We start from the raw sequence: 17923 nt of genomic DNA on the forward strand, positions 1-17923 counted from the left end.
TCTGTATTTGCATTTAGGCTACAAAGTTCAATTATCATTCCTAAAATGGCAACCTCTTTTTATCCTTTTAATCAATAATATTCATTTATGTTCATAAAAATTGCCAATCAACAATTCGAAATTGAAGATATCAAGCATGGAAACTTCTCTATGGATGGAGATGAGTTTGTAGATAACATTCTTATTTTTTGTTTTGAATGGTTAAATGGCAAAGTGGAATTTACATTACAAACATCTGGAAGTACTGGTTCTCCCAAAAATATAACTGTTACAAGACAGCAAATGACATCTAGTGCATTAGCTACTGCTAAAATTTTAGGTTTAAAAGAAGGAAATAAAGCTTTATGTTGTCTTAGTACTGATTATATCGCCGGAAAAATGATGATTGTTAGAGCTTTGGTGAATCATTTTAATCTTTGGGTTATTCCTCCAACCTCTCATCCTTTTAGAACACCTTTTTTACCTTCTTTTGACTTTGTCGCTCTAGCACCTTTACAAGTACAAAGTTGTTTTGATGAGAAAGAAGAATTGGATCATTTAAAAAGTTGTCAAAATATCATCATTGGTGGTGCACCTATTAATGCTCATCTTGAAAAATTAATTGACAACGAATTAGTAGATGTTAATGTTTATATGACCTATGGAATGACAGAATCAGTCTCTCATATTGCATTAAAAGAAATCTCAAAAGAGAGTGATCACCTTTATCATGTACTTGAAGGAGTAACGATAGGAATAGATGACAGAAATTGTTTGAATATTATTGCTCCAATGACAGATTTTGAAGAAATTCAAACCAATGATGTAGTTAAATTAAAATCGAAAACTAGTTTTGAATGGCTTGGAAGAGCTGATAATATCATTAATACTGGAGGTGTAAAAGTACAAGCTGAAAAATTAGAAAAGCTACTTTTAGTTTCGCTTCAAAACATTGGTTATACATCAGTCAATCTATTTGTAGGAGGAATTCCACATGCTAAATTAGGAGAAGAAGTGACCGTTTTTATTGAAGGGATCAGTTTGACAGAAAATGAAAAAAAATCTGTTTATATGGAATTAGAAGAAAATTTAGGTAAATATGAAGTTCCTAAGAATATCTTCTCCATTGGAAAATTCTTAAAGACAGAAACTCAAAAGATAAAACGTAAAGAAACAATTTCTGTATTTTTAGAAAGTTATGAAGGTTAGTATCATTACCGCGGTTTATAATAGTCAAGATTACCTGGAGGATTATTTTAATAGTCTTTTAAATCAAACTCATAAAGATATTGAAATCATTTGTGTAGATGACGGATCTAGTGACCGAAGTTTAGTGATATTAAATCATTATCAAAAAAGGTATCCCGAAAAAGTAATTGTCATTCAACAAAAACATGAAGGAGTTGGTAATGCTCGTAATAAGGCATTACACATTATGACTGGAGATTATTATTGTTATGTTGATCATGATGATTGGTTATCAGAAAATGCGATTGCAAAAGCGTTACATCAAATCAATCAGCTTGGGGTTGATGCTTCTCTTTTTTCTTTACTTTTTTATTATCCTAATAACCCAGAGAGAACACATGTACAAAATCGAGTAGAAGAAGGTGTCTTTTCTGCGAAGAAAATGTTTTACTATACATTAGATTGGAAAATTTCAGCATTTGGAGTTTATAAAGCTTCTTTTAGAGATTATTCTATCATTAACAACCCAAGTAAAAACTACTATGAAGATGAATTTCAGGCTAGAAAAATAATTCTTGCTTTGGATAAAGTAGCAATTAATGAAGGAGTTTATTTTTATAGACAAAGGGAAAATTCTCTAACTTCTTCTTTCAACATGAATTCTTTAGGTGAATTTGAACTACAATACAAAACAAAAGAGTTGATGGAAAAAGAAGGATTATACGCTTCCTTTTATCTTCCATTTGAACTTCAATCTATTCGAATTTACACGAGTTTTATTCGCAAAATAGATTATCATAAAAATAAATTATCCTTTAATGAAAGAGCTTTTATGAAAAAAGCATTGGTCTCTTTTAAGGAATTTATTAACGTCAAAAAAGTATGGAAAAGTATCTTTCAATTGGAATCAAAAGAAAAGATGATGCTTTGCTATTTTATGTTGCCTTTTATCATACAGCAAGGAATTGCTAAAGTGTTGAATAAAGTAAAAGAATCTTTCTAATTTATTCTCCTTTTGGTCCTTCTATTGGAAGTGAAATTGTAAATGAAGTTCCTTTACCTAGCTCTGATTCAACTTTAATATCACCCGAATGATCTTGGATAATTCCAAATGATATTGACATTCCTAACCCTGTTCCTAATCCTACAGGCTTTGTGGTAAAGAAAGGATCAAAGATCTTATTCACCGTTTCTTTATCCATACCAGAACCGTCATCAGATATTTTGATGTATACCATCTTTTGGTCAGCCCAAGTTTTTATTGTTAGATTTCCTTCACCTTTAATTGCTTGCTCAGCATTGTTCAAGATATTCATAAATACTTGATTGATTTTGCTTTCATTACAAATTACTGGAGGGATATCACCATAATCCTTATGTACTTGAACTCTATCTTTTAGTTTGTTATTTAAAAGCGTCAATGAAGTATCTATACCTTCTTCAATTTTAGCATCTTTGAATTGAGAAGAATCCATTCTAGCAAAAGTCTTTAAGTCCATCACAATTTGTGTGGTTCTCTTTGCTCCTTCTTCAATACCTGATAATAAATCACCTATTTCTTCGATGACTAATGATACTTCATAGTCTTCTTCTATTTCGGTAATGATATCCTCTTTAGTATGTCTTTTCAGTTCGTTAAATGCTTGAATAAGGTCTTCAACATCATCTTTTAATGGAAGTACGTTATTGGCAACGAAGTTAATTGGGTTATTAATTTCGTGAGCAATACCGGCAGTCAACTGACCAATCGAGGCAAGTTTTTCAGAACTTACCAACTGATCTTGCATTTCTTTTAATTGAGAAAGAGTTTCTTCTGTTTTCACAAGAGAGTCTTGAAGTGCTGTATTTTTACTTTCAATTTCCTCACTCTTGTGTTCGAGTGTATTGTTTTGCTCACGAATTTCATCATGGGCAATTCTCAGCTTTTCAGATTGAGTTCTTAAAGCCTCATTCTGTCTTTCGATATGCTTCGTTCTTTTTTCAACTAAAAGTTCAAGGTGGTTTTTATGCACCTCTAATTGCTTTTGAGCGTCTTTTAATTCTGTAACATCGACAAGGAAAGAAGTTACACCAATGATTTCGCCTTGTGTATTTCTAAATGGGTTAAAAAATTGTTCGAAATAATATCCTTTGAAACGATCTACAACAACGATATCCTCACCTTTAATACAACGGTCGAAATATTCACTTTGTAAGATGTTTTTATTGTTATCTTTTATTTTATCATAGATGTCAAGTAAGTACATACCATTTTCCAGTTTGATACCTGTCAACATCTCTGTAATTTTCATAAACTTATTATTACAGCTTAATAGTCTTTTATCTCTATCAAGTGTATACATCATAATATAATCTGAGTTATCCAGAATATTACGAAGTAGTTCATTGGTTTTTTTATATTCTTCAACAACAATTCTCCTTTGATTCAACTCATTCTTCCATTTACTTATCATAAATGTCAATGATGAAGTAATGATCACCCAAAGTAAAAATACGAGTGCCATTGTGAAGTTTCTTGATTGAATAGAGCTTTTTAAAACCGTCTTTAGAGGGACTCTAGTCGTGATCACCCATGGCTCTGTCATTCCTTGAATCTTAATCGGGAATAACATTTCATAGTAGCTCTGTTCTGTTTCTTTATTTTCTACAATTCTAGAAACTTTTTGATCATTACGAAGAGATGCAAACAAGTAAGCCGGAATTCCATCATTCATTCCAATGTCAGACTCATTTACAGAACCTACAATTTGTCCATTAGGTGCAGCGATACAAACATATCTATTATTAAAATCTTCGCTTTGTTCAATAAATCTTTGGAAGAATGTAAGACGAATAGAACTTCCAACTGCTCCAATAAATTTTCCATCGTAGGTAAAGAAAGGTTGTACTACATGAACCACAAATTTATTGTCATCATCACTTCTAATATGTTTGGGTAATGTTACAAAAGATTCTCTCGAACTTACTACACGATCTTTCAAAGGAAAATTATCCCAATCTATTTTTTTATGAATCAATCGATGTTCAATTGTTCCATCTTCATATTTTACTTCTTTATCGTAAAAAATGGGATTATAAATTAGGTTGTTCGAATCCATGCTATCAAATAAAACCATCCATAAAGATTCAATATTTGAATAATTATGTACTGTATTATCTAAAAGCCCTTCCATTACAAGGTCTTTTTTATCCTGAGTACCATTAATGATACGCATGGTATTACCAATCAATCTCATTTCGCTAAGCAAAGTTTGCAAACGAGATTCAATTGATTCACCATAACGTACTGCTCTTTCTTTAGTAACTTCAAAAGCCAATTTCTTAGATTGACTTCCTCCGTTTTCATATACTTTATAGCCTATGATTAGAAAGCAGAATGTTGTCAGGGAAATTACCCACCATATAGATCTTGATTGTGAATTCAAATCAATAGAAGTCTATTATTTTTTTCGTTTAGAAATTAATAAAATTAAGGTCTAATATATTCGAACATACAAAGTTACTTAGCAAATATTCAATTACATATATTGTTAAGTTTTTTTAGATAAATAATTAATTTACATGACAATGTTGATAAAAAAATGTATCGAAACGGGTTGAAATAAATTGTTAACAAAAACAATTGTAACAAGGTGGTTTGAATGTCCAAAAAGATTGTAAATTAGATAGTCAACAAATGGGTGACATCATTTATTTCTCGACATTGAGATTTAAAAAATGTAAGTATGAAAAAAGATTCAAAGCTATTAAAAATTCTCAACTACCTTGAACAACATGAAGTTCAAGAAACGAGGGAGTATTATGTTCCTTCCTTATGGTTGGGACAAGAACACGGAGCCTCATATTCTGTTAAAACCAATCCTTTTACTTTCTTTAAGAATGCCATCAAGGAAATAACTAATCCGACAGATGCTTCTGTAAATTACAATCATTCATTATCTACTTTACGTAATCAAATCCATGGATATGGTGGAGACTGGACTTATACAGCTTCATTCTATAATCTATTTCCAAGATTGACTACAGCCTATGATCATGACAACGATGGTCATGTAGGTTCTGGCCAGCGAATGGATATTACAAGTAGTAATAATGGTTTTAGAGAAACAGGTACTTTATTAAAATGTATCGCAATTCTTAAATACATTAAAGATTTAGGATGCGATACTGTATATATGTTGCCAATTACCAGTATTGGTGAAGATGGTAATAGAGGTGATTTAGGATCTCCTTATGCAATTAAAGATCAATATAAACTTGATGAAAATTTAGCGGACCCATTAGTTCCTTTTTCTGTAGAGGATCAATTTGAAGCCTTCGTAGAAGCTGCCCATATGATGGGTATGCGTGTCATCATGGAGTTTGTATTAAGAACTTCTTCTTTAGGTGGTGATTGGGTAAAAACAAATCCTGAGTGGTTTTATTGGATCGACCGTCATAGAGCGCATGAATACCAAAGTCCAGAATTTCCTGCCAATGAATTAGCAGAAATTCTGAAAATACCAAAAGGAAATGGATTCTATTATGCTCCAAGTAATGAGTATAGATCTTTATTCAAAAAACCACCAACACCAGATCAAATTCAAGTTCAAGATGGTAAGTTTGTCGCTTATACAGATGAAGGAGAATTAATCATTCCTGGAGCATTTGCGGACTGGCCACCAGATGATATTCAACCTGCTTGGTCAGATGTAACGTATCTACGTATGTATAACTTCCCTTATGATCATACACCAAATGATTATAACTACATTGCATATGATACAATCCGTTATTATAATCCTGAACTGGCTCAACCTACTCATGTCAATAGACCGCTTTGGGATAAAATCGCGGGTGTAATTCCACATTACCAATCATTTGGTATCGATGGTGTCATGATCGATATGGGGCATGCTCTTCCAAAACCATTAATGGAAGAAATCATTCATACTGCACGTAAAAATGATGCTGACTTTGCTTTCTGTGAAGAAAACTTTGATGTGACTCAACAAAGTAGAGAAGCTGGTTTCAACGCAGTATTAGGTCATGAATGGAGAGTCACAGTTAGAGATAAGAGAGATGGTATTCAACGTATCGTTGAAGATTCTAGTAAACATTTACCACTTCCTTATTATGGAACTCCAGAGACGCACAATACGCCTCGTGCTATGATGAGAGGTGGAGAACCACATTGTAAGGTTACGTATGTACTGAATAAGTTCTTGCCAAACTCAATTCCATTTATCCATCAAGGGTATGAATTATTGGAAGAGTGGCCTGTAAATACTGGTTTGAATTTCTTACAATCAGAAACTGATTTTTATAGTCAACAACGTTTACCACTTTTCTATAAGTCGGCACTAAGATGGAACAACGACCATAACTTGATTGGCTATATCAAATACATTAATTCGATATACAATCATTTTGGTTGGTTACTTGGTAACACACATTTAAGAGGTAATGATAAATCAATGAAAATTCATTATCCAGAAACAGCCTTTGAAAATGTAATCGGTTTTGAAAGATTTGATCCTTGGCATCCAGAGCATAGCTTATTGGTTGTTGCCAATACAGATTATCAAAACAGTCAAGATTTTTATCTAAATATTCCAGGTACTTACAATGGAAAATATTGGGACTTCGTGGAGAAAAAAGATTACCAATTTAATGATAATTGGATGTCTGCTACTTTGAATCCCGGTCAATGTTTAATCATTGAATTAAAAAAGACATTATAAGTCCATAAATTACAAAAGACTATTACTTCGGTAGTAGTCTTTTGTTGTTTAAAGCCTTTATCAACCCTATCTAACTTACTCATTGCCATATTAATTAAAAATTTAGCAAACGATTCAAAGATGTTCACATTTTGTTTTTTATTAGTTTAATATTAAACATTAAGTTTACATCAATAATTAAAACAAGCAAATGAAAATGAAAACAATTACGTCGTTTTTCAGCATTCTATTATTGTTCTTAGGAAATTATTCCTTTGCACAAGACCATCATTCTCCTTCTACAACTACTCATGCTATCAATCTACACGATAAGCATCAAAAAGAACATCATGAAGGTGAAAAAAAGAAGCGTCATAAATTTTCTATGTACATGGGTTACACTTATATACCTCAGGCTATCCCATCTCAAGAAGGTTTATTGGTGCCAACTTTTGGATTTGATTATACTTATAAGATTTCACATAAGTTTTCTGTAGGGTTAATCAATGATATTGAAATTGCACAATATATGGTTGAATTATCAGGTGGTCATGGTGAACATGGCAGTGCTGAAACTCTGGAAAGAGAATATGCTTATGTTGGCGCTTTGGTGTTATTCTATTCACCTTGGGAAGGATGGAATATTGGTGCTGGACCAGGTCTTGAAGTTGAAAAAAATAAAAACTTATTTGTAGGTAAATTTCTAATCGAAAAAGAATTTGAATTACATAATTATTGGGAGCTATCTCCAAACGTCTCTTACGACATAAAAGGTAACCTTTATAACACTTGGAGTTTTGGGGTTTCTATTGGAAAAAGATTCTAATTCTGTTAATGACTTAATTTTATAGGGTCAAACCAAAAAAGTTGTTAGTTTTGCGGTAGAGTAACATTATTTAACTCTATCAAACTAGCAACTTTTTTATGAAACGAATCGTGAGACTTCTTATCCTAAACATTTTAGTATTAATTCTTTCTAATATTCATCAAGCAAATGCCCAAGACAATAAAGATAATCGTCTTTGGTTACATTACTTCAACAGTGTTCAACTTGCTGAGAAATGGAGTGTAGATACGGATGCTGCTTATATGCTAATGTTCGACAAACCTGTTGATCGTTTTCAAATTCGATCTGGTTTGAAATACAAATTCAACAAAAACTTCTCGCTAAGAGTTGGTGGAGGTTATTTCTATATTTTTGGAAATAATGAGCCTGATGTAAAAGAAATCCGACCAATGCAGGATTTCATTGGTACACATATGCTTTCTGAAGACAGAACTATTTTTATAAAACAACGAGCACGTTTTGAACAGCAAATATTTACAGATCTAACAGATAGTGAAGGAACTTCAAAAACCGAGGTAGACTTTAGGATGAGATATTCATTTATTATTCGTAAAAAAATTGATAATTGGATGTTTGGTGTAGGAACTGAAGCTTTTATCAATTTTGAAGATAAAAATGAATCTTCTTTCTTTAATAAAAACAGATCAATAGCCCTCGTTAATCGTAAATTAACAGACTTAATGAGTATTGAAGCACAGTTTATTCGTGAGGATAAGTTTGCAAAAAACGAAGGTTCAGTACATCATGCAAATTTATTAAGACTTGCTTTTAGACACAAAATAAAATAAGCCCACTGTTTTAAAATGAGCTTATTAAATTTTTAGATAAGTACTTCATCATTAGAGTAAGAGAAGTTTTCTACATTAGGAGCTACAATAATCTCGTTTTCTAGAACTACTATAGGTGTTTTGAGTAATGAAGGAAAGTTTGTAAGGGTTTGCAACAAGACCATTTGATTCATTTCGATAAAGTCTTCAGCAAAACACCTATACCAAGGTGATTTTTCATTAATCAAAATTCTAGAAGGAGAACCTTTCACATTTTCTAGAATGTGAAGCAATAAACTTTCAGGTACAGGACAGGCATTTATTTCAATTTCTTTCAATGTGTTGTTTTTTCTTTTTAAGTCATTGAAAAAATAATGTTGTATAGGCACATGACTGTCATATACCAAAATTGGATGGTTAAATTTTAATGATGTCATCTAGGAGATAGTTATTGGATCAATAATTTTATTTACAGACAAAAGTTACTTCTTTTTCAAATGTTTTATAACAATGAAAATCATCATAATTCATTGATTATTATCATTCATACTATTCGTCAAAAACAATTTTCAGCTTAGCTTAAAAATAGTTTAGGGAGTTTTGGATTAAAATTAGTTTAGCAACTTCGTATCTGTTATTTTTCATAAATTAAGAAAAAAATAAATCCTTTTCAAGTTTATGAAATCCCTCTTTCGATTACATGTATTTTATGAAGTTGTTCAAAGACAAAGTTTTACAAAAGCATCTGAGGTACTCAAAATATCTCAACCTGCCGTTACAAAGCATGTAAGAGCACTTGAGGAAGAATATGAGTTACCACTACTTGAAAGAAAAGGAGTTATTATTCACCTTACCCCTGCCGGTGAAATTTTAAAAGCTTATTGTGAGAAAATGTTTGCTTTAGAGCGTCAATTAAAATTTGAAATTGATGCCATAAAGGATCATCATGGAGGAACTATACGAATTGGTGCAAGTACTACTATTGCTCAGTATATAATTCCAGATGTCATTGCTTCTTTTCAACAGAAAGTTAAGGATGTCAATATTGAAATTAAATCTGGAAATACTGAAGCGATTGAAAATTGGTTGATTGATGACATCATTGATTTGGGTATGATTGAAGGTTCACCGCACCGAGGTGGATTAAAATATATTCCTTTTTTACAAGATGAATTAGTGACTGTTTGCTCTACAAAATTTCATAAATCACATCAGAATACACTTTCTCTTGAGGCTATTATCAAAAAACCATTTGTAATCAGAGAACAAGGAAGTGGTACTCGAAAGATTATAAAAGATGCCTTAAGCGAAAAAGGAATAAAAGAAGAAGATATTAACACAATCATGTGTTTAGATTCTACAGAAAGTATAAAAAGGTATGTTTCTTCTTCTCCAAATTATGCTATTTTATCTATTTATTCCATTTTAGATGAATTGAATAGAGATCAACTCCAAATTATAGAAATTGATGACTTTGAAATCAATAGAGATTTACATTTTGTAATAAAAGAAGGTGGTTCGATTGGTTTAGGCACTAAATTTATGGATTACGCTACGCTTCATTATAACAAAAAGTTATAGACGATTCTTTTTTATGATTCATTTTGATAAAAAATTACAAGACCTTTGTATCATTATCAAAATAAATATAAAATGAAAAAACCTAATAATTCAGACAAATTAATTTACATTATTCTCGCTTTACTAACCCTTACTCCTTGGGTATCTCCTGCTATGGCTCTATTTGCAGGAATCTTATTTGCGGTATTCTTTAACATTCCCAATCAAAAATTAAATAAAAATTTAAGTAGTAAGCTCCTCAAATGGTCAGTCGTTTTCTTAGGTTTTGGCTTAAATGCCGTGGATGCTATGAAGACAGGAAGTGAAGGCTCTTTAGTTACTTTCAGTAGTATCGCTTTAACTCTTGGTTTTGGTGCATTCTTAGGTAAAAAATTAGGATTAGATAAGACAATTTATCGATTGATAGCTTCTGGAACCGCTATTTGTGGAGGAAGTGCAATTGCGGCGATGGCTCCTGCCCTTAAAGCAGATGATCATCAAATTTCAGTTGCGATGGCAACCGTTTTTATACTCAATGCAGTAGCCTTAGTTTTATTCCCAATAGTAGGACATTATTTCGACCTTACACAGGTACAATTTGGATGGTGGTCAGCTTTAGCTATTCATGATACAAGTGCTGTAGTCGGTGCTGCCGCAAAGTATGGTGATGAAGCGCTTAAGATTGCTACTACTGTAAAATTGACGAGAGCATTATGGATTGTTCCTGTATCATTGATTGCTTCTTTTTCACAAAAAGGAAAAATGAATTTAAAGACAATGCCAACATTTATTATTGGTTTTGTTATCGCGATGTTAATCAACTCATATGTTCCAGGTGCTCAGGTTATTGCACCATTCTGTAAATTTATTGCTCACAAAGGATTATCCTTAGCACTATTTACAATTGGATGTACAATGAATGTATCAAGTATCAAACACGTTGGAACTCGTCCAATGTACCAAGGTATAGCACTTTGGGTAGTGGTATCGAGTGTTTCTCTTTTTGCTGTCATGCATTTATTCTAAAGAGTATTTCATTGTGTTATCTCAATAATTATTTCAAAAATTATCCCTTGTAATTCATTTACAGGGGATTTTTTTTTATTTTAATACAGTACCTATTATCAAAATATACTTTCCTTGAACCTTGAAACTCCTATTAAAAAATAAATACGTTCTCATCATCATTTCATTCATTGTAGCGATTATAGTCTATTATGGTGTTCAATTAGGTGAGGTAAGGCTTGAAGAGTTTGCTGCTCAAAGTTTAAAAGAACTTGCTTTAGGAAAAGATAAGAAAGGCTATTACGTCAATTTTAAAAAATTTAATATTGAATGGACAAATAGTAAAGTGGAAGCCATTGGAATTAGTATTATACCGCATTTGAGTAAAGACAAGAAGAGTTGGGTCAATGGTAAAGTAGATACCTTAGAAATTGAACTTTCAAATCTCATTTTTGGTGCAATTGCAGGTGATGTAAATATTGAAAATTTTAGGTTAGTAAATCCTAGTATGCAATATTTCTGGAAAGATTCAGCACCTAAAAAAGAAAAAAAGGCAAACCCAATGCCTAAGTTTCAAACCCTAAGAACTAGGTTATCTACGATTGGTATTACTTCCATAAATATTCAAAATCTAGAATTAAATGGGTACTATGTTACAAACAATTACAAGCATCATCATGTATTTCATACCAAACAAAACTTTATTTTAAAAGGATTAGAATTTAATCTTGACACTACCGAAAATGTAAACAAGATCGTTGCCTTAAAAGAATTTCGATATACTTGTGGACCTACTTTTATGAAAGGGTATGGTAGTCTTTATCAATATAAGTTTGATACTCTAGTTATCAGTAACAAAAGAGATTTCTTTAGACTTAAAGGAATAGAATTAATCCCTCAATATAATGAATATGAATTCTTTGTCAAAGCTGGAATTCAAACTGATCGTTTTACTTTAAAAATTAAAGATATTAAAGGAAATGGTTTGATAGAAAAAGAATTATTTAATGAAGAAAAATACCATTTAGAAAGCCTTTCTATTGATAGTCTAACCGCTGATATATATAGAGATAAAAATTTCTTTGAAGACACAACAAAGTTTAAATCTCTTCCTCACACAGCATTAAGAAATTTAGATGTACAAGTTGCTGTAGATACTATCAGTCTTAATTCAAGTCATCTTACTTACCGAGAAAAAGCACCTAAAGCTACTAAGGCCGGTCGTATTCCATTGTCCAATATAAATGGTTTGATTACTAATTTTAAAAATACAAAAGATAATACAATACACCTCGACTTTAGTTTTGACTTCTTAGAAAAGGCAAATACCACTTTAGATATTGATTTACTATTAGCAGAAAATGCTCCTGATTTTATGATTGCAAAAGGTCATTTTAATGCATTTCCACTTTCTGCTTTAAATCAATTTACACAGCCTAACATGGGAGTTTTATTCCAAAGTGGTACAGCTACGGAAATAGATTTTAATGCTGCCTTAAATGATAGTATTGGTAGAGGGGATTTAGATTTTTATTACAAAGACTTAAAAATCAAATTAACAGGTAAAAACGATAAGAAGTCCAATGTTTTTTTATCTATTGCTGCATTTGCTGCCAATAATATTGTTTATACTAATAATCTTAAAAACCATAAACCAAGGCATTCACCACTTTATTATCAAAGAGTAAAGTACAAAGCTGTTATTCATTTCCTGATTCACACGATAATGTCTGGTGCGCAAACCGCCGTTCTAGGTACTTATGGTCAGCTTCCTGATGAGGAAAAAAAGATTGAAAAACAGGAAGCTAAGGGAGATAAGCAAAAAGAAAAACAAGATATTCAGGAGAATAAAAAGCAAAAAAAGAAGAAAAAGAAGAAGAAAAAATAATCTATTCTCCAATGAAGGTTAGTACTAACCTACGACTTCCTCCTCTATTTCTATGTTCTCCAAGATATATACCCTGCCAAGTTCCTAATTGTGGATATCCATTGCCTATAGGTAATGAGACACTACTCCCTAATGTGGATGCTTTCAAATGTGCTGGCATATCATCTGGACCTTCATAAGTATGAACATAATATGGAGCATTTTCTGGATATACTTTATTAAAATGACTTTCAAAATCAGTTCTTACATCAGGGTCAGCATTTTCATTAATAGTCAATGAAGCTGAAGTATGCTGTATAAACACCTGTAGTATGCCTGTTTTCCCTTTTATTTCTGGGATAAGAGATAACTTCATCCGTTATAATATGATAGCCTCTTGGATATGGGCGTAATGAGATTGTTTTTTGAATTACCATTTCATAAAAATAAAAAAACTGTATGAGTCAATTCCCATACAGTTCCTAAATATTTCATCTTATTTATATACCCAACTCTTTGAATAGAGTATGAATTTCTTCTGAAGAAGGTCGTGGTGCATTTGGATCTTTTACATTTCCATCTTTATCTAATAAGATAAAACGCGGAATTCCTTCAATATTAAACTTCTTTACAAAAGAATCATTTCCATTGTAATGAAACTGATTTCCATGTAATTCTTTCTTTTTGACCATTTTTTTCCAAGCTGCAGTATTTTGATCTAGCGATAAGCTTACAAATACAACCTCCCCATCTTTATGTTTTTCTTCTAATTCTTTAAGTTTTGGTATTTCACCTAAACATGGTTTACACCAAGATGCCCAAACGTCTATGTATACATATTTTCCTTTAAACTCAGATAGATTAACATCTTTTCCTTTTAAGTTTTTAAATGTATACAATCCTTCATCATCTGTATTGATAAAGCTAAATAATGAGAATGATAGTAACAGGCTAATAACTGTGATAATGTGTGATTTTTTCATTGTATTAAATCGTTGATAATTAAGATCAGTTTTTAATAGAATATTTAATAGTACAAAAATGGGTGTTCTTAGATAAAATAGTATTGTTCATTTTTCCTTAAGAACAGTTCATTTTTCCCTAAGCATTAAGAGCTTACTAAAGTAAAAGTATTCTTACCAATGTTAAGAGTATCAAGAACTCTACCAATTTATTTTCTATAAAGATAAAAAAAGCCATCGAGAAATACATCTCAATGGCTAATAAATGATTTATCTATAAGACTTAGATAATCTCTAAAGAACGGTTGATAAATGCTGTCAAATCAGCACCTTTCAAGTTTCCTTGAGATAATTTTGCTAAGTCATAAGCATGTTTCACTAACTTATCTTGAGCAGCAGAATCCTCTTCTTTTAAGATTCTACCAACAAGTTCACTGTTTCCATTTACTGTTACTGTATCACCGCCAGGGAAACCACCGAACATACCGCCCATTCCACCTTGCATAGCAGACATTTCTTCCATTCTACGCATGAACTCTGGCTTAGTGATCATTACTGGAAGTTCATCAGCTGTCATCGCTTCAACTTTTGGCTCTAATTTATCATCATTTAAAGCACGTTTGAAGATTTCAACTAACTTCTTAGTTTCGTCTTCCGTTAAAACTGACTCATTTTTCTCATCAGTTTCAATTAAGTTGTTTACTGTATCAGAATCAATACGCTTCCAAGTAATATCATCAAACTTATGTTCAGTATTACTGATAAAGTGAGAGTCAATTAATGTATCCATTTTCAATACACTATATCCTTTCTTTTGAGCTGCTTGGATATATGTATCTTGAGTACCTTGATCAGTAGTATATAAAAATACGTACTTATCATTTTTGTCTTTTTGGTTACCTTGAACTAACTCTTTGTACTCTTCGAAGTTGTATAACTTACCATCAAGAGTTTCTAAAAGCGTAAATTTCTTTGCTTTATCAAAGAATTTGTCATCAGTCATCATACCGTATTTCACGAATAATCCGATAGACTCCCACTTCTTCTCAAAGTTCTCACGGTCATTTTTGTATAAGCTATTTAACTTATCAGCAACTTTACGTGTTACGTAAGAAGAAATTTTCTTCACGTTTGCATCTGACTGTAAGTAAGAACGAGAAACATTTAATGGAATATCTGGAGAGTCAATTACACCATGCATTAATCTTAAGAATTCAGGCATGATTTCCTCTACATTGTCAGTAATGAATACCTGACGAGAGTACAATTGAATCTTATCTTTATGAGGAGTAACATCTTCTTTTACTTTAGGGAAGTAAAGGATACCTGTTAACTCAAATGGGTAGTCAACGTTAAGGTGAATCCAGAACATTGGTTCCTCAGACATTGGATATAACTCTTTGTAGAAGTTTAAGTAATCCTCGTCAGTAAGTGTTTTAGGATCTTTTGCCCATAATGGCTCAGATTTGTTGATAATATGTGGCTCAACAATCTCTACGTCTTTAGCATCATCACCTTCACCTTCTTTCTCAGTACGCTTATCAACACCAACTTGAATTTGGATTGGCATGTACTTAGAATAACGGTTTAAGATTTGACGTAAACGGTGCTCATCTACAAATTCCTCAGAATCCTCATTTACATGAAGAACGATTGTTGTTCCTCTATCTGCTTTATCAGATTCAGTAATTTCATATTCAGTAGAACCATCACACGTCCATTTTACTGCAGGAGCATCTTTGAATGATTTTGTAATCACTTCAACATTATCTGCTACCATGAAAGCAGAATAGAAACCTAGACCAAATTTACCAATGATAGTAGAAGTATCTACATCCTTGAATTTTTCTACGAATTCTGTTGCACCAGAGAAGGCTACTTGGTTAATATATTTTTCAACTTCCTCTTCACTCATACCGATACCACGGTCAGTGATTGAGATTGTTTTTGCTTCTTTATCTACGTCAACTTGAATCGTTAAATCTCCTAACTCTCCGTTAAACTCACCCATTGAAGCAAGCTTTTGAAGCTTTTGAGTTGCATCAACTGCGTTTGCTACTAATTCACGTAAGAAAATATCGTGATCAGAGTATAAGAATTTTTTAATGATAGGAAAGATATTTTCAGTATTCACTGAAATAGAACCTTTTGCTGCCATGTTTATATATTTTTTGTTCGTTAAAATACTAATTTACTTGTGCGCTACCCTATGGATAACGTCAAGCATTTCTTTTCAAATTGCATTCCAAGCCGAAAAAAACGTTATTTTGACATAATTCTCTGTCGTATTGTCAGTGTTAGGAACGAAGTTTTGTAAGGAAAAGAATTTTTTTTTGGGTTAATGTTAAAAATATGATAGATTTGTACAAGATATTGGTGTAATAAATACATGTTGGAATGAAAAAGAGGTAGGAGTACCAATATCTAAGATATATTTAACCATAAGAAACACTCTCTTACTAAATTATTATCTATCTAAATGTACTGACGATTTTCTGAATCATTATATCTCAAAATCAACTTTTGCATGTTCATGTAAAAAGAAATCCATTTAGCAATACATTTTAGTATTCAACAGAGTTTTTCGAATGTCGCAAAGCTGAAGAATAGCTTTGCCTTTCAAATTTGTATAAGTAGTCACACATCATAATGAAAAGGCTGTTGAATGTTTCGACAGCTTTTTTTCTTTTTAAAAAAATCATATAAAAAAGTCTATATTCGTTTCCGTTTGTAATTGATCTTAGGCTACTTAAAAACTATACTGTACCTTTGCAGTTCAATCATTTAAACGTTTCGTTCATGACTTTTGATTCACTAGGAATTATTCCTGAAATCTTAGAAGCATTAGAAAATAGAGGGTATGATACACCTACTCCTATTCAGGAAAAAGCCATTCCCTCTGTATTAGAAGGAAAGGATATTCAGGGTTGTGCTCAAACGGGTACAGGTAAAACAGCTGCTTTTTGCATTCCAATTATTCAAAACTTAAGTAAAGACTCGAATAATGGACATGCTATTAGAGCTTTAATTCTTACTCCTACTCGTGAACTTGCATTGCAGGTCGGCAATAATTTTAGTATTTACAATCAAGAAACAAAGTTAAAACAACTTGTAATTTTTGGTGGTATACCTCAAGACAAACAAGTAAAGAGGTTGAAGCAAGGTGTGGAAGTATTAATCGCTACTCCTGGCCGTCTATTGGATTTACATCAACAAGGTTACGTTGATCTGAGTAAAATAGAGATGTTTGTTTTGGATGAAGCTGATAAAATGCTGGATATGGGCTTTATTAATGACATCAAAAAAGTTCTTAAATTAATTCCACAGAAAAGACAGACATTATTATTCTCTGCTACAATGCCTCAAAGTATTCAGCAGATAAGTAATTCTATGCTTAAAAACCCTGTAAAAATAGAAGTAACTCCTACTTCAACGACAGCGGAGACCGTTGATCAGTTCATCTATTATGTAGATAAAAGAAATAAGAAACAGCTTTTATTTGAGGTTTTAGAAGAAAATAAAAAAGATACTATTCTTGTTTTCATGCGTACAAAAAGAGGGGCAAATCATCTTTCTAAAACATTAAGTGAAAATGGAATAAAGGCAGAGGCCATTCATGGTAATAAGTCTCAAACGGCTCGTCAACGAGCTTTAGAGAACTTCAAAAAGAAAAAAACTAGAGTTTTAGTGGCTACTGATATTGCTGCAAGAGGTATTGATATCAGTCAATTAAAATTAGTCATCAACTTTGAGATCCCTGAAGTGGCAGAAACTTATGTTCATAGAATTGGACGTTCTGGTAGAGCTGGAGAAGAAGGTGTTGCTATTTCCTTTGCGGATGGAACTGAGCTTCAGGATGTAAAAAATATCGAAAAGCTTATCGGTAAAAAGATTCCTGAAATAAAAGAAAATCCTTTCCCTATGCTAGAAAAGGAAAAAGATATTGCTCAACAACAAGCGAAACGTAAGAAACAAATCAAACGTAGTCGTCAAGGCAATAAAAGAAAGACTAAGAAAAAGTCAAATGACTAAAATATAAAAAAAGA

The 17923-nt window shown here is 32.0% G+C and carries 14 protein-coding genes; 9 read left to right on the top strand and 5 right to left on the bottom strand.

The annotated features are described in order from the left end of the window. The first annotated feature begins 87 nt into the window (after positions 1–87). Both ACXAHM_RS17685 and ACXAHM_RS17690 read left to right on the top strand, forming a co-directional pair. Positions 88–1188: an AMP-binding protein gene (locus tag ACXAHM_RS17685; protein WP_474962492.1), complete on the top strand. Its 1101-nt coding sequence runs from the start codon at positions 88–90 to the stop codon at positions 1186–1188. Next, on the top strand, positions 1178–2170 hold the full coding sequence (locus ACXAHM_RS17690; RefSeq protein ID WP_474962497.1) for a glycosyltransferase family 2 protein: 993 nt from the start codon (positions 1178–1180) through the stop codon (positions 2168–2170). The genes ACXAHM_RS17685 and ACXAHM_RS17690 overlap by 11 nt, the downstream gene beginning before the upstream one ends. A gap of 1 nt (position 2171) precedes the next feature. Here the strand turns inward: ACXAHM_RS17690 and ACXAHM_RS17695 are convergent, their stop codons facing one another. Continuing rightward, positions 2172–4592, bottom strand: a complete 2421-nt coding sequence (locus ACXAHM_RS17695) for an ATP-binding protein (protein WP_474962501.1) — start codon at positions 4590–4592, stop codon at positions 2172–2174. A gap of 300 nt (positions 4593–4892) precedes the next feature. Between ACXAHM_RS17695 and ACXAHM_RS17700 the strand changes: the two genes are divergently transcribed. The 3 genes from ACXAHM_RS17700 (at position 4893) to ACXAHM_RS17710 (ending at position 8504) form a co-directional block, all read left to right on the top strand. Continuing rightward, positions 4893–6890 carry an alpha-amylase family glycosyl hydrolase gene (locus tag ACXAHM_RS17700; protein ID WP_474962504.1) on the top strand — a complete coding sequence of 666 codons (1998 nt, stop codon included), beginning with the start codon at positions 4893–4895 and terminating at the stop codon, positions 6888–6890. Positions 6891–7086: 196 nt separating this feature from the next. Continuing rightward, a complete protein-coding gene (locus tag ACXAHM_RS17705; protein ID WP_474962506.1) occupies positions 7087–7695 on the top strand; it encodes a hypothetical protein in 609 nt (202 codons plus the stop codon). A 98-nt stretch (positions 7696–7793) separates the two neighbouring features. Then, on the top strand, positions 7794–8504 hold the full coding sequence (locus ACXAHM_RS17710; RefSeq protein ID WP_474962508.1) for a DUF2490 domain-containing protein: 711 nt from the start codon (positions 7794–7796) through the stop codon (positions 8502–8504). A 32-nt stretch (positions 8505–8536) separates the two neighbouring features. Here the strand turns inward: ACXAHM_RS17710 and ACXAHM_RS17715 are convergent, their stop codons facing one another. After that, positions 8537–8920, bottom strand: a complete 384-nt coding sequence (locus ACXAHM_RS17715) for an arsenate reductase family protein (protein ID WP_474962510.1) — start codon at positions 8918–8920, stop codon at positions 8537–8539. A 241-nt stretch (positions 8921–9161) separates the two neighbouring features. Between ACXAHM_RS17715 and ACXAHM_RS17720 the strand changes: the two genes are divergently transcribed. From ACXAHM_RS17720 to ACXAHM_RS17730, 3 genes are all read left to right on the top strand, one after another. Next, the gene (locus ACXAHM_RS17720; RefSeq protein WP_474962513.1) at positions 9162–10064 is read left to right on the top strand and encodes a LysR substrate-binding domain-containing protein; all 903 of its coding nucleotides are present in this window, start codon (positions 9162–9164) and stop codon (positions 10062–10064) included. 72 nt (positions 10065–10136) lie between these two features. Beyond that, positions 10137–11069 carry a YeiH family protein gene (locus ACXAHM_RS17725; protein ID WP_474962516.1) on the top strand — a complete coding sequence of 311 codons (933 nt, stop codon included), beginning with the start codon at positions 10137–10139 and terminating at the stop codon, positions 11067–11069. Between the two features lie 121 nt (positions 11070–11190). Next, a complete protein-coding gene (locus ACXAHM_RS17730) occupies positions 11191–12936 on the top strand; it encodes a hypothetical protein (RefSeq protein WP_474962520.1) in 1746 nt (581 codons plus the stop codon). A 1-nt stretch (position 12937) separates the two neighbouring features. Here the strand turns inward: ACXAHM_RS17730 and ACXAHM_RS17735 are convergent, their stop codons facing one another. The 3 genes from ACXAHM_RS17735 to htpG all read right to left on the bottom strand — a co-directional run bounded on the left by ACXAHM_RS17735 (position 12938) and on the right by htpG (position 16035). Continuing rightward, positions 12938–13291: a secondary thiamine-phosphate synthase enzyme YjbQ gene (locus ACXAHM_RS17735; protein ID WP_474962524.1), complete on the bottom strand. Its 354-nt coding sequence runs from the start codon at positions 13289–13291 to the stop codon at positions 12938–12940. A gap of 124 nt (positions 13292–13415) precedes the next feature. Next, a complete protein-coding gene (locus ACXAHM_RS17740) occupies positions 13416–13898 on the bottom strand; it encodes a TlpA family protein disulfide reductase (RefSeq protein ID WP_474962528.1) in 483 nt (160 codons plus the stop codon). Between the two features lie 262 nt (positions 13899–14160). After that, complete coding sequence (gene htpG / locus ACXAHM_RS17745) at positions 14161–16035, bottom strand: molecular chaperone HtpG (RefSeq protein WP_474962531.1); 1875 nt, start codon at positions 16033–16035, stop codon at positions 14161–14163. Positions 16036–16676: 641 nt separating this feature from the next. Here htpG and ACXAHM_RS17750 point away from each other — a divergent pair. Further along, a complete protein-coding gene (locus tag ACXAHM_RS17750; RefSeq protein WP_474962533.1) occupies positions 16677–17909 on the top strand; it encodes a DEAD/DEAH box helicase in 1233 nt (410 codons plus the stop codon). Positions 17910–17923 lie beyond the last annotated feature (14 nt).

The sequence above is a fragment of the Flammeovirga sp. AWQ4_249 genome (genome assembly GCF_056161045.1).

Bases quoted from the DNA above. Each gene is read 5' to 3' on its own strand.
- ACXAHM_RS17740 (WP_474962528.1), bottom strand. From the start codon at position 13,898: ATGAAAAAATCACACATTATCACAGTTATTAGCCTGTTACTATCATTC.
- ACXAHM_RS17705 (WP_474962506.1), top strand. From the start codon at position 7,087: ATGAAAACAATTACGTCGTTTTTCAGCATTCTATTATTGTTCTTAGGA.
- ACXAHM_RS17750 (WP_474962533.1), top strand. From the start codon at position 16,677: ATGACTTTTGATTCACTAGGAATTATTCCTGAAATCTTAGAAGCATTA.
- ACXAHM_RS17725 (WP_474962516.1), top strand. From the start codon at position 10,137: ATGAAAAAACCTAATAATTCAGACAAATTAATTTACATTATTCTCGCT.
- ACXAHM_RS17710 (WP_474962508.1), top strand. From the start codon at position 7,794: ATGAAACGAATCGTGAGACTTCTTATCCTAAACATTTTAGTATTAATT.
- ACXAHM_RS17685 (WP_474962492.1), top strand. From the start codon at position 88: ATGTTCATAAAAATTGCCAATCAACAATTCGAAATTGAAGATATCAAG.
- ACXAHM_RS17720 (WP_474962513.1), top strand. From the start codon at position 9,162: ATGAAATCCCTCTTTCGATTACATGTATTTTATGAAGTTGTTCAAAGA.
- htpG (WP_474962531.1), bottom strand. From the start codon at position 16,035: ATGGCAGCAAAAGGTTCTATTTCAGTGAATACTGAAAATATCTTTCCT.
- ACXAHM_RS17735 (WP_474962524.1), bottom strand. From the start codon at position 13,291: ATGAAGTTATCTCTTATCCCAGAAATAAAAGGGAAAACAGGCATACTA.
- ACXAHM_RS17715 (WP_474962510.1), bottom strand. From the start codon at position 8,920: ATGACATCATTAAAATTTAACCATCCAATTTTGGTATATGACAGTCAT.
- ACXAHM_RS17690 (WP_474962497.1), top strand. From the start codon at position 1,178: ATGAAGGTTAGTATCATTACCGCGGTTTATAATAGTCAAGATTACCTG.
- ACXAHM_RS17700 (WP_474962504.1), top strand. From the start codon at position 4,893: ATGAAAAAAGATTCAAAGCTATTAAAAATTCTCAACTACCTTGAACAA.